At 43.9% G+C, this 16,511-nt stretch carries 11 protein-coding genes; 6 read left to right on the top strand and 5 right to left on the bottom strand.

What is annotated here, in order from left to right; all coding sequences use genetic code 11:
* Window positions 1-19: 19 nt before the first annotated feature.
* Window positions 20-1,861: a hypothetical protein gene (locus tag CLV98_RS12115; protein WP_109674587.1), complete on the bottom strand. Its 1,842-nt coding sequence runs from the start codon at window positions 1,859-1,861 to the stop codon at window positions 20-22.
* 290 nt (window positions 1,862-2,151) lie between these two features.
* On the opposite strand from CLV98_RS12115, the gene CLV98_RS12110 reads away from it, so the two are divergent.
* From CLV98_RS12110 to CLV98_RS23915, 3 genes are all read left to right on the top strand, one after another.
* Window positions 2,152-3,696, top strand: coding sequence for a sulfatase family protein (locus CLV98_RS12110; protein WP_109674586.1), 1,545 nt, complete (start codon window positions 2,152-2,154; stop codon window positions 3,694-3,696).
* Window positions 3,697-4,221: 525 nt separating this feature from the next.
* Window positions 4,222-4,476: a type II toxin-antitoxin system Phd/YefM family antitoxin gene (locus CLV98_RS12105; protein ID WP_109674585.1), complete on the top strand. Its 255-nt coding sequence runs from the start codon at window positions 4,222-4,224 to the stop codon at window positions 4,474-4,476.
* 86 nt (window positions 4,477-4,562) lie between these two features.
* Window positions 4,563-4,733, top strand: a complete 171-nt coding sequence (locus CLV98_RS23915; RefSeq protein ID WP_229203339.1) for a Txe/YoeB family addiction module toxin — start codon at window positions 4,563-4,565, stop codon at window positions 4,731-4,733.
* Window positions 4,734-5,108: 375 nt separating this feature from the next.
* Here the strand turns inward: CLV98_RS23915 and CLV98_RS12095 are convergent, their stop codons facing one another.
* Window positions 5,109-7,211, bottom strand: coding sequence for a right-handed parallel beta-helix repeat-containing protein (locus CLV98_RS12095; protein ID WP_109674584.1), 2,103 nt, complete (start codon window positions 7,209-7,211; stop codon window positions 5,109-5,111).
* Window positions 7,212-7,676: 465 nt separating this feature from the next.
* Between CLV98_RS12095 and CLV98_RS12090 the strand changes: the two genes are divergently transcribed.
* Window positions 7,677-9,047, top strand: coding sequence for a hypothetical protein (locus CLV98_RS12090; RefSeq protein WP_109674583.1), 1,371 nt, complete (start codon window positions 7,677-7,679; stop codon window positions 9,045-9,047).
* 76 nt (window positions 9,048-9,123) lie between these two features.
* Here CLV98_RS12090 and CLV98_RS12085 read toward each other — a convergent pair whose 3' ends face one another.
* From CLV98_RS12085 to CLV98_RS12075, 3 genes are all read right to left on the bottom strand, one after another.
* The gene (locus tag CLV98_RS12085; protein ID WP_146202270.1) at window positions 9,124-11,211 is read right to left on the bottom strand and encodes a thioredoxin domain-containing protein; all 2,088 of its coding nucleotides are present in this window, start codon (window positions 11,209-11,211) and stop codon (window positions 9,124-9,126) included.
* Window positions 11,212-11,346: 135 nt separating this feature from the next.
* Window positions 11,347-12,279 carry an aldo/keto reductase gene (locus CLV98_RS12080; protein ID WP_170120679.1) on the bottom strand — a complete coding sequence of 311 codons (933 nt, stop codon included), beginning with the start codon at window positions 12,277-12,279 and terminating at the stop codon, window positions 11,347-11,349.
* A 363-nt stretch (window positions 12,280-12,642) separates the two neighbouring features.
* The gene (locus CLV98_RS12075; RefSeq protein ID WP_109674580.1) at window positions 12,643-13,494 is read right to left on the bottom strand and encodes an AraC family transcriptional regulator; all 852 of its coding nucleotides are present in this window, start codon (window positions 13,492-13,494) and stop codon (window positions 12,643-12,645) included.
* A gap of 251 nt (window positions 13,495-13,745) precedes the next feature.
* Here CLV98_RS12075 and CLV98_RS12070 point away from each other — a divergent pair, with 251 nt between their 5' ends.
* On the top strand, window positions 13,746-14,771 hold the full coding sequence (locus CLV98_RS12070) for a zinc-binding alcohol dehydrogenase family protein (protein WP_109674579.1): 1,026 nt from the start codon (window positions 13,746-13,748) through the stop codon (window positions 14,769-14,771).
* 61 nt (window positions 14,772-14,832) lie between these two features.
* Entirely contained in the window at window positions 14,833-16,323 is a 1,491-nt protein-coding gene (locus CLV98_RS12065) for an alpha-L-fucosidase (protein ID WP_109674578.1), read from the top strand.
* Window positions 16,324-16,511 lie beyond the last annotated feature (188 nt).

Raw genomic sequence — 16,511 nt, 5'->3', positions numbered from 1 at the left:
TTGATAGTAAAGATTTGGTTTATGGTTTTCTAATGGTAGAAGTTTCTAGGACGACTGAACTTACACGTCCCCCGTCGGCGTCGTCGAACTGTATCTCCACTTCGTTCTGCTTCTTTATGAGGCTACCATCTACTTCGAGGTAGAGCGTTCCGAAATAATCGTGGCGACCTGCCTGGTCATAGCCCGCCCAATCCTCGGGAACCTGCAGGCGGGCTCCATTGAATTTTACAGTGGGCTTCAAGGACGCCCCCGGTTTTCTACTCAGGGAAAGCCTTAGGGTAGCCACTTCGGCCCGGTCTGCTACCTGATTGATATTAAAGAGAACTGGGGTACTTTTAGCAATCGGCAATATATATTGATCGGCATAAAACTTCCTATGCTCCATGGTCTTGGCCACTACAGCCGACGGCTTGCCCGAATACTGTATTTCGAAAATCATTGCCCCTTCCTTAGGCATGGTTAGGCTTGTGGGCAATTTTTTCAATTTTTCAGTACGATATACGACGCTACTATCTGGATTAATATACCAGGTTTTTTGGACGATTCCTTTGATTTTCATCTTTCCCAACTGCGTGGACAACTCAATTTCCGTGGCCTCCTCTTCAAGGTTTTTGAGTACCAAAAAGCCCTGCCCATCGGCGATAAAGGCCTGAACGGCTATGTCGGGATCGGAACTTTGCACTTCGACCCTATCTCCCTGAACATTTTTCCAAAAATCATAAAATTGGGTTAGCGAGGTAAATTCCCAGCCCGAGGCGTCGGTTTGGGACGGCCTGGAGATACACCATTGATAGGGCGTTTTATTCCCCCCCGAGAGGCGCCATTTGGACTTTCCTGTTATAAAAGGGATGGAAAGTTTTATAACGTCGGGCCGATCGATGAATCCCATGACCAAGTTGTGCATAGAATTCACCGTGAGGGGATTGCGCGTCTCCATATAACGGTCGCTCCAACCCTTACCGGTAATACCAAACTCCGAAATTAACATGGGCTTGACCTTCCCCCATTTGAGTTGCGAATAAGTTTCGATCAGATCCAGGATGGCCTCCGAGTTACTCCCCGACCTTTTGGCTATGTCTCCTTCCAGATTCATGCCATCGTAAAGATGAATAGAAAGGTAGTCCATATCCTGACCCGCGATGTCCATAAACTTTTTCATCCTGCTCTCCCAGATGCCAAAGTCATTGAGGTCATATTCGGGCCAGGCCGATGAATACCCCACCACCTTTAGGCCTGGAACCTGCTGATGCAGTTTTTTCGCCAATAAGGCATGGTACTCACTCATCCGCTCGATCACCGCGTCATTGTCCTTATCAAATTCCCGGGCATGAACGAAAGGTTCGTTCATAGGCTCGTAGTATTGCGGCAAAGGTTTTTCCCCTCCATAATAATACTTAAAATAGTGGGTGGTATAGTCTGTAAGCTTCTCCAGGTCCACCTTGGTCGAAAATACCAACTTGGGGTGCTCCGTTGCAATTAGCTGGTACGGTTGCGTAGGTATCTGGCTTGAATTAAACTTGGCTATTTGCAAAGCGCCAGCCTTTTTCATCGTTTTCTCATCGGGTAGCTGCTTCAAGTCAGCCCCTAATCCGCCAACCCCACTAAAAGAACGACCACCAAGTCCTATTTTTAGTTCTTTGGTCAGGTAGTTCCACTCAGCATCTGTAAATTCCGAGTTAGGAATCCCTTGATGCAAATTGAAATAGGCGTTTCTGTCCAAGGAACTGATGCCTCCGATACTTTTTTGGGTTGTAAAATCGGCCTTTACGACGGCCTGCCCAAAGCAGAACGCCGAATTTAATAATCCTAGAGTAACCATACTGGCACTCAATTTTAGGAAGTTGGGTTTGGGATACTTCACGATAATTTAAAGGCGTTAAAATTGTACTAATCCATACACAGACAAGGATGTCTGCAGCGATTCTAGCAGACAATACTATAATAATAGTATTATCTAAAGACACTATCGTACAAATTTATACAGGATGGCTAGCATGCTATTAAACTACTTTAGCAAACTATAATATCATATTGGCAAACCATCCCATAATTGGACTTATGTATTAATTATAAGCATTATTTTTATTTTTATTTACCGAATGTTTTAAATCAGTGTCATTGCCTGCAAACGACCCTTGGACCATCAAAATCATGAAAAGAGCTAAGTATAATTACTCCTTCAAATCATTAACCTGTATCGCATTACTGGCCCTAATTGGACTAACCTCTGCCTGCCAAACGGAGAAAAAAGCCAACAAAAAACCCAATATTGTCTATCTCTTTACCGATGACCTTACCTATAGGGCCATCCATAGCCTGGGCAACAAACAAGTAAAAACTCCCAATATCGACCAACTTGCCTCCAGTGGTGCTATATTCTCCCATGCCTATAATATGGGCTCTTGGAGTGGCGCCGTTTGTACTGCCTCACGTTCCATGCTCATTTCGGGCATGTCGGTATGGCGCACCAATGAGCATAGGAAACTCTGGCATAAAAATGACCCTCAGGCCCGGGATAATACCTGGCCAAAACTAATGGAAAAAGCCGGGTACGATACCTATATGACGGGCAAGTGGCATGTAGACATTCCTGCCGACAGCGTGTTTATGAAAACCAAACACATCCGACATGGAATGCCCGCCGACGCCTACGACCACGCTAAAATGGCCAACTTGTATGAGACGGAGGTAAAAACAGGCAAAAAAACCTTTAATGAGATTATGCCTAATGGATACAACCGGCCCCTCTCCCGTTCGGACGAGTCTTGGTCTGCATCCGATAGCTCCAAAGGGGGCTTTTGGGAAGGAGGCAAGCATTGGAGTGAGGTCGTTACCGACGATGCCCTGGGCTTTATAGACGAAGCGAGTAAGAAAGACAAGCCATTCTTTATGTACTTGGCCTTCAATGCGGCCCACGACCCCCGCCAAGCCCCTCAAGCCTATCTGGATATGTACCCTGTCGATAGCATTGAGATTCCAGAAAGTTTTCAACCCGACTACCCGTACCACGACGAAATTGGCGTGGGCCCCCGCCTTCGCGACGAAGCCTTAGCTCCATTTCCACGAACAGAATTTGCTATTAAAACGCATCTAAAAGAATACTACGCCATCATCACGCATTTGGATGCTCAGATTGGACTCATTATTGACGACCTCAAAGCCAAAGGATTGATGCAGAACACCTACATTATTCTTACCGCCGATCATGGCTTGGCCGTTGGCCGTCATGGCCTCCTTGGCAAACAAAATATGTATGACCACAGCATGCGTCCCCCACTGATGATGAGCGGCCCCGCCGTAAAACCTGGAACGGTGATCGATACAGACGTGTACTACCAAGACCTTATGGCCACCGCCTTGGACTTAGCTGGAATAGAAAAACCTAGTTTTGTAGCGTTCAATAGCCTGTTGCCCCTGCTGGACGATACGCAAAGCACATCGTCTTACGACGGAATTTATGGATGCTACCTGAACCTTCAACGAATGATCAGGAAGGATGGCTACAAACTTATTGTTTACCCCAAAGCCAACAAGGTATTATTGTTCGACCTAAATAAAGACCCTGAAGAGATGCAGAATATAGCCGACAAGCCTGAAAATGCAGCATTAAAAGCCCGCCTTTTCAACGACCTGCTTGAGCTGCAAAAGCATTATGACGACACTTTGGACCTCTCGGGGGTTAAAATACAAAGTTGATTAGATTTAATTAAAAAGGAATTTATGCGTTGAATGTTAATCATTGCAATACAAACATACTTCCCTAAATTTCAGAAAATAATGGAGGTGATTAGAGGGATTTGATGATCCATCAAATCCCTCTGTCAAAAATCAATTAAACATTTTATCTCTTTTTATGATTTCCTTAATAGGCAAATAAAAATAATAGGATCCACCCTAAAATTAAAAATCACTCATTTTTATAAAGTCTATTTTCTACTGCAATTATTAAAAATTATATACCAAATGCTAATGCCCACAATAGTCCGGTAAAGATATTTATTAATCCTAATTGTATGACATGCTGATTATCTTCATTAGTCCAGCATTAGATGCGCCAACAAATCCTACACGTGAACTTACTAGACCAGTTTTTGTACCGAATGTTAGAACATTTATAGCTCTAACATTCGGTACAATATCATGACGAACGTTGATCCAATCCATTGATATACTTGTTTATGTACATACAAATGGGTATTTTCGTATAAAAATAATGATGTTATGAGAACGATAACTGTTAGTGAATTTCGAAAAAATATCAAAAAATATGCTGTTTTAGCGAATACGGAAAAGGTTATAGTTAATCGGGGCAATGGGAAAGCGTTTGAAATAGTACCTATCGAAACTCTTGAAGATGAAGGATACAACCCCGCATTTGTAAAAAAAATCCAAGAGGCGCGCAACAACTCTGATAATGGTGAAACCATAACTATAAAAGATCCTGATAATATATGGGAAACTATACTATCAGAGTAGAGAAAACGGCAGCGCAGGATTTAAAACAAATATACAAATCGGGCAAAAAGGCGGATATTGCAAGAGTTGAGTGAATTTTTAAAGAATTGACAGTAACGCCTCAAACAGGCATAGGAGAGCCCAAAAAATTAAAAAATGAATTATCGGGCTTATGGTCCAGAAGAATCAACAAGAAAGACAGGCTGGTCTATGAAATCGTTGAATCTGAGGCAATTGTTATCATTTTGTCTGCATTGGGCCATTATTCAGATAAATAATAAACTGCTTCATAAAATCGGTTTTTCAGGTGCTATTAAAAATCACCATTGGATTTGTCAAGGTGGGCGAACCAAGAGGTCATTTATATACCCTTGAGGAATTCAATCGTTTTAAGCCTTGAAGGTGCATATTGAAAATGGATTTCAATGAGTTACCAATCTGATAGATTGTACTTATTCCGGTCCATACCTACCCCATGTTATTAAAAAAAACAATCCTATGTTCTTTGATTGGTTGTCGGCTTATTGTTATCTGAAATGGTAATATATGACGCAGCTACCTAGATAGCTGCGTCTACTGATCCAAGAGAACTCTTTTCAAGAGACCCAAGCCAAGTATGTAAGCGCGTATGGTATTCCCTCAGGATCACTTATTTATTCCTGTTTTAAATTCTCCTCAACTACCTTATCGAAGTCTTCTAGGATGGACGGGGGTAGTTTGGACTTCCCTAACCAATCGGCACTTCCATAAACTCCCGCTTTTGACACATCGAAGGGCTTGAAGTCAATTTTGCCTATGGTTTTTTTGTTCTTAAAAGTAAAGTCATAATTAGGGGCGTCTCTAAAATTTGGATCGGCTATCAAGCTGTTCGTGTCATGACCCGTTTGTTGCCATTCCTTAAATGATTTACCAGAAAAATCGTAGGTATCCCCCCCAGTATTCCAGTATAGATTTTTGTCCATGTAAATATCAATTTTATTCCAAGCACCATTAAGAACGGCTCCTTTATCGAAGATGACGACATTATTGGTAAAATTAAAGGATCGATGGGCTTCGACCCTGGTACATTGCGCCTGATACATTTTGGCATAGGCAAAAATATTGTTTCTTACGGTATTATTCTCTCCATAATGCTGGTGGAACCCACCCGTTTTGGTACTATAGACGAGGTTGTTTTCCATGATAATATCAGATGTCCCCTCGTCGGGATATAGTCCCCAGCCACCATAAGAAAATGCATGGACATGGTGTATCACATTATTGCTTACAACGGTTCCTTCCGATTTGCCCAAGGTATAAACCGCAGCCATGTCACTTAATAAATCCCAACCGATATGGTGTATATGGTTGTGGGTAATTATATTTCTTTTGGCATTGCTAGGCTTGTACCCCCAAATCCACCCCACTGAAATACCTGTATAGTAAAAGTTCCCAATGTCGTTATGCGTAATTTCATTGTCGGAGCTATGACCTACCCATACCCCAACGGCGGGGGGATACTCCTGTCCACCCGATTGTATGATATTGTTCTCCAAGGTAATATGGCTGGTATGCGCAATCCCCTCCTGAGGGGCGCTATCGCCTATGTAAACACCCCCACCTCCAAGGTTATGAAGATAAGAATGACGTAGAGCAGATTGGCTACATCCCTTACCAAACCATAAGGCATGCTGGCCGACTTCGGCGATCTCACAATTGGTAAAAGTGATATTCTTTGCTCCCTCCAGCATGATGGCCGCTGGAATTACCGTGGCAGCCTGATTCGGCTCAAACCCACTTGAGGGGATGTTGGAATGGCTATGCTTAAAAGCGATACCCTCAAAAGTAACATGCGCTACCAAGTTGTTATTAGCAAAATCCCCTCTTACCGAAATCAGATTCTCTAAGACGGGCGCAATCACCTCTGTATTTTCAGGCGTTTGCCCGGGAAGAGGAATATAGGTCAATGTCCCTTCTTTGTTAAGGAACCATTCCCCAGCAGTATCCAAGGCGGCTTCGTAGTTTTCTAATATCAAACGATCCCCTTTTTTGATAGCATTCCATGGTTTCATCCCTTTTCCAGAAGTGTATAAGGCCATAGTCCGATCGTCTACCTTATCGACGTGTCGTATGGTGAAGTCCCATTTGTGGTAAGCCCGAAAACGAACCAATTCCCTATCGGCAGCACTAAGGTTGTGCAAGGACTTAAAAACATCCTCCTTAAATCTTAATATTTGTTGTGCCCTTTCTGGTGAGCGTCCCTCTCCCTTTGTCCAAACGTTCTCTTCAATACCCTCAATTTTTATAAAACCTTTATTGGGCGTACGAGCGAGCACTGCCCTTTTATCATTAATATACAGTTGATCGAACCGCCACTTATAGTACTTACTCTCAGGAATCTTCGCCTCCCATACGCCATTTTCCAGAACTTTAAATCCACTAATCTTTTTACCGCCACTAAATACCGGCTTGGCTCCTTTTTCTGCAACATAGGCAATGGGATGCTCCGCAGTTCCTCCATCTTCGGTGGTTAAGACGAAGGGCTCTTGCATGGTATAGACTCCGTCGGCAATACTAACGGTAAAGGAAACGGACTTGCCCTGACTCTTTTTGTATTCACGAATCGCATCGCGGGCCCCTGTCAGCGAAGCCAATGGCCGCTCTTTCGTGCCTTCGTTGGCGTCACTGCCCGTGGGGGAAATATAAATCACTTTTTGAGCATTGGCATACAGACTAAAAAAGGACAACAGAATAAATAGGCAAGTATTTTTTTTCATTTTTACTTTAATCGAAAACTTAGTTTTTATTTACAATCGTTGAGATAATTTGAGGTTCCACACGTCAATGCAATGGAAATAAAGGTCAATAAGGCCTCAGTTACCCTGTCACAAGCATACCACAGGGCGACTGTCGAGCCCTTTAATATACCGATAAGAACCAACATAGACCAGGTACCCTTTTTCCTCAACACCAAATCACCGAAATTCCGGGTAAACGCCCTCCTTCATAAAACAAAGAGCATATTGACTCAAAACTACCCAAATAAGAACCTGGAGGCACAAAATATCCATCACATAGTAGCAGTCAATCCAGGGTCTGACGGAACCCCTATCCCTAATCGGCACTACCGTTGGACACGGTCATTATCACGTTGAAACCTGCCTGTTTATAGCCCGTCTTGCACAGTTGATCGTATTGGATATAAGTTATTGTTTAAAATCATGCGTTCCTGAATCCATATAATGAGCAAAAATCAAACGAAGACAACCTATATCCTATTCCCTGGCATAGCCATGCTACTAGGCTGGGGCTTGCGCGGGTATATTGGTGGTGGGCCATTTGGGGCGATGATCCCCGGTGCACTGATCGGCCTGGTGATGAGTATGATGCTCAACTTATCGCCACGACATTCGGCCCTGGTGACGGTGTTTGCCGTAGTCGGAATAGGTTTGGGAGGCGAAATGACCTACGGGCAAACCTTACGTTATATTCGTCATGTCGACACGCTCTGGTTTGGAACGGTGGGCACGACGGTCAAAGGTGCCGTATGGGGGCTATCGGGAGGGTTATTTTTGGCTATAGGGTTACTCAACAGGCATATTGAGAAACGTACCTTGGGTGTAGGGATGCTCTTGTTTTTTATAGGCATGCTACTAGGCTTCAAGCTAATCAACGACCCAAAATTAATTTACTTTTCAGATCCCATCCATAAGCCACGATCCGAGTCATGGGCCGCCATTGGCATAGGCGCCGTCGCCTTATTAATTTGGTTAAAGATCAAATTAGTCGCACGCGATTTTAAAGTTGTATTAAGCTTTGTCCTCTGGGGCACTTTGGGAGGCGGTCTGGGTTTTGGACTGGGTGGATTATGGCTATTTCTGGGCGCTCAATTAAAACTGGTTTGGTTTAATAACTGGTGGAAAATGATGGAATTTTCATTTGGGTTAATTTTCGGCATGGCTCTAGGTTGGGCCACCTGGCTCAATAGGGCCTACTTACAAGACATTACCGAAGCTACTGAAAAGAATGATCACAGACCACTCTGGACTGAACTGGCCGTCGTGGCCGTCATGGCCTTGGTTATTTTCTGGCTATACCCCCTTATAATTGAACCCCTTGCGGCATCGACCGGTTATGCACAAGGGCTCATCAGTGGCATGGCTCATGACTTACTTAGGCTAATGTCCAATTATGCATTTATAGGTCTTCTATTGCTCGTGGTAGCATATTGGGACCATGGTTTCGCCTGGCAAATGGCCATTACACTCACCTTCTGCCATACCGTAATCGACCTGATGGTGGATCTGGAAGGCGAAACTCAGATTGCAACCAGCCTGACATCCCAAATAGTCTTTACCATCGTCACGACCCTGTCCGTGGCCATTTTAGTGGCTAGGTTTGCCAAGCGAAACAATCCTTTGAAGCAATTGATGCAACTGCTGATTTGGTCTACGATGTTGGTGGCCTTGCTCAAGTTATGCACCCAAGTTGCTTGGGGGCAAATCACCACGACGCCCCCCACCTTACTCGTCAGCAAGGTATTCTTTGTTTACCTGGTGTTCTTGGCCGCCTCGATTTATTGCGCTTGGTTTACGATCAAAAAGATAGACTAAATCAGTACGAAAAAGTGAATAGATTTATGTACAAGGAAAATCTGAAACCAATCAAGGGTCAACGCACCTTACTAGTTCAATAATTATTAAAAAGTAATATACCTAAGGCATCCGACACCTCGGTAGTAGGGCGTTTACAAATCTTATTTTTGCAAACATAGATCACCGTTTGCCCCTTATGGTACTTGCTTTCAAGGAGGGGCAGGTTCTCCGTGGCTCCACCAGCAAAGATCGCAGTGGGTAAATAATGTCGCTGAAGCTGGCCTTGGAGTACAGGGGCATCGTCCCCCACAATGGCGACGGCATGGAGGCCACGATACTGCATATTAGCCAGATAGGCCCAAGAGCTATAAAAAGATCCCCCTTGCTGCATTCTAGGAATCATTGCCTTCATCATTTCAGCGGCCTCCAATATATAGTTTTCCTTATAGAGTAGCTCCCCTAGCTGATGCTTGACCCGCGCCACCACGGCATTGGGCGAGGGCAACACTTGGTCGGCCAGAGGGACACTCTCTACCAAGGAGGTCTTTTGTACTGGAGCAAAACGGTAGAATGGTGAGGCGTCATCGGCAAAGTAGGCATCGAGCTGCTCCACCAAAGCCTCCGCTTTATGCAGCCATTGAATATCGAAAGTAGCCTGGTAAAGTGATAGATAGGCATCGGCAAGATAGGCATAGTCGTCAAGGAATCCCTGATGTCCGGCTTTCCCTTTTCGATAATTTCGGTACAGTCCGCCACCCGTCGTACGCATGTTTTTCTCAATAAATTCAGCATTTTTCAAGGCAGCATCCAAGTAAGCCCGGGTACCCATAGCCATATAAGCATCTATATAGCCTTTCATCATCAGCGCATTCCAGGAGGTCAGTATCTTATCGTCGGTGGAAGGGTGTATACGCTTCGATCGGAGGTTGAATAATTTGGTTTTCGCCGATTCTACCAGGGTATTCCCTTCCAACCTACCTGGTTTTACCGCTTTCTTTTTTGCCAAAATAATTCTTCCATGCTCGCCTTTTCCGGGGATTTGCAGATCGTAGTATTGCGAAAGCACTGCATATTCTTCAGCAGTCAACGCTTCCTCAATGGCCTTTCTGTCCCAAACATAGAACTTACCCTCTTCTCCTTCGCTGTCTGCGTTTTTGGACGAATAAAACCCTCCCTCTGCATGGGTCATTTCTCTGGCCACCCATCTAAGAGTCTCCTCCAGAACCTGCCGATACGATTCCATTTGAGAATATTGAAATGCGTGGGCATAAAGACTCACCAGCATCCCATTATCATAAAGCATCTTTTCAAAATGAGGGACATCCCATGCCCGATCGGTAGCATAGCGACAAAAACCGCCCCCAAGCTGATCGTATATCCCCGCTGCGGCCATCTGGTCGAGGGTGTGCTCCACGGCCGATGCCACCTGCTTGTCCTTATCCAAATATGCTTGCTGAAGTAAAAATTCCCAATGAAGGGGCATAGGGAACTTTGGAGCCCCTTTTACCCCCCCAAACTGCCTATCGTACCCCTGTATCAAGGAGTCTTTGAGGCCTTCCAATAAGTCTTTTTGGTGCACTTGTCCTTCCAAATTTTCTTGAGTCCCCGACTGAATCTTTACAATTTCGGCCGTTAGATTTTCAGATTGTTGTCTGATTTTCTCAAAGTCGTTTTGATAGGCATCATGAATGTTTTGGAGCATCCCCAGCCACTGTTTCGTTGTAAAATAAGTCCCGGCATAGAAAGGCTTCCCCGAGGGCAAAGCGAAGGCATTCAACGGCCAACCGCCCTCACCATTTATCAATTGAGCGGCATTAAGGTATATCTCATCCAAGTCGGGTCGTTCCTCACGGTCTACTTTTATCGATACAAAATGTTCGTTCATATACCGGGCAACGGCCGTATCCATAAAGGTCTCCTCTTCCATGACATGGCACCAGTGGCAGGAAGCATATCCGATACTGATAATCAAGGGTTTATTTTCTTTTCGAGCCTTTTCCAAAGCCTCTTCTCCCCATTCATACCAATCTACGGGGTTATCGGCATGCCCTATCAAATAGGGGCTAGTGGCATCTTTCAACCTATTAGACCCGTCCCCACTCGTTTTTTCAGATGAACTACAGGCATAAAGTGCCACGATCAGCAACAGATTTAATAACGTATATCGAATGTTGGACGTCATGGTAATATGGTTCAAAAAAAACGAGTCTAATAAATACCCCTAAAGGTCTGTTTTAGTACGGAATAAAAAAAAGAAACCATCGGGAAACCCGATGGAATACTCACTACTTCTTAACCAAATCTAATAACAATAATCTTAATATACATTTTCAACGATCTCATTGAACAGCGCTTCGGGAAGGACTCCAGCCTTCCAGTCATCGAGGGTAGACCTGATCTGTTCATTTTTACGAGCTCCCATCACCACCCTACTGGCTTCTTTGGTAGAAAACAAGAAACGCTGGGCCAGAGAAGATAACTTCATGCCTTCTCGATCGGCTATAGCTTTTACTCTTTTGGCATTTTCAATATCCTTTTCACTTATCCAACCGTCGTTTGGCGGGGTATTAACAAATTGATCGTAGCGATTGCCTAGTAGCGAAAAATGCAAGGCTGACGCCGCATAATAGGCGACTCCTTCCTGCTGAGCGTGAGGCAAATCCTTGTCAAAGGCAGAAAAATTGCAGGCATCAAGCTTCAAAAAGCCAGAAATCACCTGAAAGTTCTCATACGTAATAAATGGTCTAAAACCATCGGTAGGGTTCCCTCCCACGCCGATCAGCCGGGTATACCCCGCATCTACAAAACTTTTTAGGGTGTCTAGCACCTCCTCCATTCGCTCAAGAGGTACCAAGTAAGGTTCATGTAAAAAAAGCAAATCGACATGGTCTACGCCTAGCGTTTCCAAACTCTCTTGTAGGCTTCTATGCATCCGTTCGCGGCTGTAGTCTACTACGGTGTGATAGGCATTTTCACTCTTCAAACGACCCACTTTGGTGCTTATAAACGGCCTGGGACCCTTCCATTGGGCTAAAGCCCGGCCTACCACCGTTTCAGAATGATTGTAGGACGGGGAAGTATCCAAGGAGGTAATGCCATTTTCAAAAGCATAAAGAAGGCAATCGACAGATTCGTCGTAATTGGTTTCCCCCCAAACGCCCCCTAATCCAGAACAGCCATACACCAGCCTACTTCCATGAGAAAAGTCGTAGTCTGAATGATGGATATCCGATAAATATGTTGGTTTCATGATCCGATAGATACAGTAATTAAGATGTTCCATGTAGGCTTGCCTACCATGGCCACCTAGGAAGATAATTAATTCGGAAAGAGCCCCTGCCTCGCAAATACACTGGCGTTGCCTTCCCTTTTAATGCCTGCAAAACTAACACCCATAACTCGGTAAGGTAAAATCCTATATTGGCAACAACTGATATCATATTGGTATCATAATTCAAGGAACAACTTGGACGGCTCAACTATAACCCCTTTCCATCAAACCAAAACACCCTAAGCAGCAAGGATTATAAATTTTACAGAAGCCACAATCATACCATCAAATAACGGTTTCCTATTGGCTCCAAAACCTCCGCTGCCTTTAAACGATAGAACCCTATTTGGCATCGTACACGTATTGCGAGGGAGTCTTACCGGCAATTTTCTTAAAATATCGGTTAAAATTTGAAAGGTTATTAAAACCACTTTCAAAGCAGATTTGAGAGATATTAAGATCGGTTTCTATCAATAATTTACAGGCATGTCCCACCCGAACCTCCAGTAGAAAGTTAGAAAAGGTTTTATTGGTTTTGGTCTTAAAATAGCGGCAAAAGGAATTAACACTTAAATTGGCCACGTTAGAAATTTCTTGAAGCGTAATTTCTTTTTCAAAATTACCCAATACATAATGATATATATTATTGAGCCTTTCGCTATCGACGGCGTCGTAGTTGTTGAAATACCCAAAGGAAGCCAGCTTAGTCTCCGACTTGGCATTACATAGCTCCGCAAATACCTTTAGGAGGTTAATAAGCCTAAAAACCCCACTGGAATCGTGCAGGTCTGACATTATCCCGCCAAACTTATCGGACGATTCCTGCTTAATATGAATACCTTGCTGGGCTTTGGCAATAAACTCCCGCACGACTTTCATCTCGGGAACTTTAAAAAACTCTTCGGACAAAAAGTTGGGCAAAAAATGAATCACATAAGCGTCCGATAGGATCTCCTCATTATGGTGATCGTAGCGAAATAAGTGCGGCAGGTTGGCCCCTAGCACGAAAAGGTCGTCTTCCTCAAAGGACGAAATGCTATCCCCGATGATGTAGGTACCCTTTCCTTTGCGAATATGGACTATTTCAATTTCGGGATGATAGTGCCAGCGGTTATGGTACACCGGTATAATATCGTGACGGATACTAAAAGATTGTTCAATCTTATTAGAAATTTTTAAAAGCTGCGCTTTCATACAAATAAATTGCTGATAAATAACAAATGCCAGTATTGTATTGATTTATGCCAATGGTAGTGATGCTATCGGCCTTTCAAATCACTTATTTTGCTTATAATTCTTGACATAAGACTAAATTTGATAAAATAAACCAAATAATCGACTCTCAAATAATATTCAAACATACAAAGTTTAATACTATTTATACAATTAATAAGCAAAATTTAGCCTAAATAGACCTGGCATCACTTACAAAATAACGAAGCCCCTTGAAAACGATCATCCTAAATAACCCTGGTGAACTTCAGATCATTAACCGAAGCGAACTGGAAGCACCACTGGAAGGTGAGGCCATCATCAAAATACGAAGAATAGGTATCTGTGGTACGGACTACCACGCCTTTAGAGGCAAGCAGCCGTTTTTCTCCTATCCAAGAGTCCTTGGCCACGAAATCGGGGCAGAAATAACCGCCATTGGTGGGAGCGGGAAGTATTTGGACCTCAAAGTCGGTGATAAAGTAGCGCTGGAACCCTATATCAACTGCAATGATTGCCAAGCCTGCCGGGATGGCCATATCAACTGCTGCGAAAAGATTCAGGTAATGGGCGTTCATGCCGACGGTGGAATGACCGAATACCTAAAAGTTCCGGTACGAAAATTACACGCCTCTAACCTACTCTCCTTCGATCAGCTGGCCTTAGTCGAAACCTTGGGAATCGGACTTCATGCCGTCAATAGAGCATCCTTATCGACTACCGACAAGGTCCTAATCATTGGCGCTGGCCCCATCGGCCTGTCGGTGGCTCAGTTTGCCAAGCTAAAGGGCGGTCGTATTGCCATGGCCGACCGATCGAAGAGCCGTTTAAAATTCGTCGAAGACCATCAAATGACCGACACCACGATCCCGGTCGAAGACACCCTGACTAGCGACTATATAAGGACCTTCTTCGATGGAGACCTCCCCAACGTCATCATTGATGCTTCTGGAAACCAAGCCTCCATGCTCAATACTTTTAACATAGCCGCTCATGGAGCCAAAATTGTATTCGTTGGGTTATTCCAAGGTGATGTCGTATTTCATGATCCCAATTTCCACAAACGAGAGTTGACCCTTCTGGCCAGCCGAAACGCCATGCCAGAAGACTTTAAGACGATCATCTCATTGATAGAATCCAAGCAGATCGACACCTTGCCCTGGTTATCACATCGTACCACCTTCGAACAACTTCCTACGTCTTTCCTAAGTTTTTTGGAACCCGACCAAGAAGTGATAAAAGCAATCATTGACCTATAATACCTACCAATCGTAAAACAAACTGCTCTACCGGAAATAACCCGGATTAACTTAAAAAAGAATGAAAAAATTATTTATCCTAGTTGCCTTATTAAGCACCTACAGTAATTTGATGGCTCAACAAAAGATCCAGGAAAATTGGGAGTCTATCAAAGAAAACTATACTTACCCTGAATGGTTTAAAGACGCCAAGCTTGGGATATTTATCCATTGGGGCGTGTATGCGGTTCCTGCATATGGATCGGAATGGTACCCGCGCAATATGTACCAGGACTCCATCATATTGGGAGGCCATGGGGAGGTGCTCAAAAAACAGGCCTCACCCGTGTACAAATATCATATTGAAAAATATGGCCCTCTAGACAAGTTTGGTTACAAGGATTTTATCAAAGATTTCAAAGCTGAAAAATTCGATGCCTCCGAATGGATTAGCCTCTTTAAAGAAGCCGGTGCTAAGTACATCGTCCCGGTGGCCGAGCATCACGATGCCTTCGCCATGTACAACTCTTCCTATACCATCTGGAACTCGGTAGATATGGGCCCGCATCGGGACATTCTTAAGGAGTTGCGGGAAGAGACCCTAAAGCAAGGACTTAAGTTTGGTGCCTCTTCACACTTGGCTTTTAACTGGGACTACTTCAACAAAAAGCCATCATTCAACAATATGGCTTCAAAATATGAACTCCTGTATGGCCCTAACCACAAGCCTTACTCCCCGGCCAGCGCCGATTTTCGGAACATGTGGTGGAACAGAACCAAAGAAATTATAGACAACTATCAGCCCGATGTGTTATGGTTCGACTTCGGTTTTGACCGCCCAGAGTACGCTCCACAACACATAAAACTAGCCTCTTACTACTATAATAAGGGACTTGAGTGGAATAAGGGGGTCGTACTTCAGACCAAAAACCTAAAGTATAACTCTTTCCCTGAAGGCACTCATATGTTGGATATTGAAAGAAGTAAATTGGCCAATATCCGCAAAGATCCATGGCAAACAGATACTTCTGTAGGCGCCAACTCTTGGGGATATGTAGAAGGATGGATCTCAAAGAGTCCCGACACTATTGTAGACGACCTGGTGGACATTGTCAGCAAAAATGGCTGCCTGCTCCTCAATGTTGGACCTAAAGCCGACGGCACCATCCCCGACGACCAAAGGCAAGTTTTACGTGAGTTGGGAGCATGGCTTAAAATTAACGGTGAGGCCATCTATGGCAGCAGACCCTTCACTATATACGGTGAAGGACCTACCGAGATTGTAGAAGGTCATATTTCAGAGCAAAAAAATAAAGCCCTAGGCGAGCACGATGTACGCTATACCGTAAAAGGCGATCAGCTTTATGCTACCATTATGGCATGGCCAGCCAATGGAAAGGCAACCATCCACACCTTGGCAAAAGGCAATAAACTGATGACCAAAAAAGTATCTAAAGTGGCTCTGCTTGGAAACGAAGGAAACCTTAAATTTAAACAATCTAAAGATGGCTTGACCATCGAGATGCCATCGAAAGAAGTAGGTAAATACGCCTACGTCTTTAAAATTAACTAACCTTCATTTAAATAACGCCTTAGCACCATCGACAATCCGTCGGTGGTGCATTTTTTTAGATTTCACTGTACCATCCAAAAGTGAAATGATGCCTGGTGTCAATAGTCTAGGCCAGCCTCGCTTTACTTAGAAGTGTACTATCTTTTTATAAATATAACTTTTTTAAGTTAAGATATAAACAATCAAAA

It is taken from the genome of Dyadobacter jejuensis (assembly GCF_003149085.1).
Lineage (GTDB): Bacteria > Bacteroidota > Bacteroidia > Cytophagales > Spirosomataceae > Dyadobacter > Dyadobacter jejuensis.
Note: the sequence above shows the minus strand (reverse complement) of the source record. Positions and strands in the feature narration are given on the sequence as shown.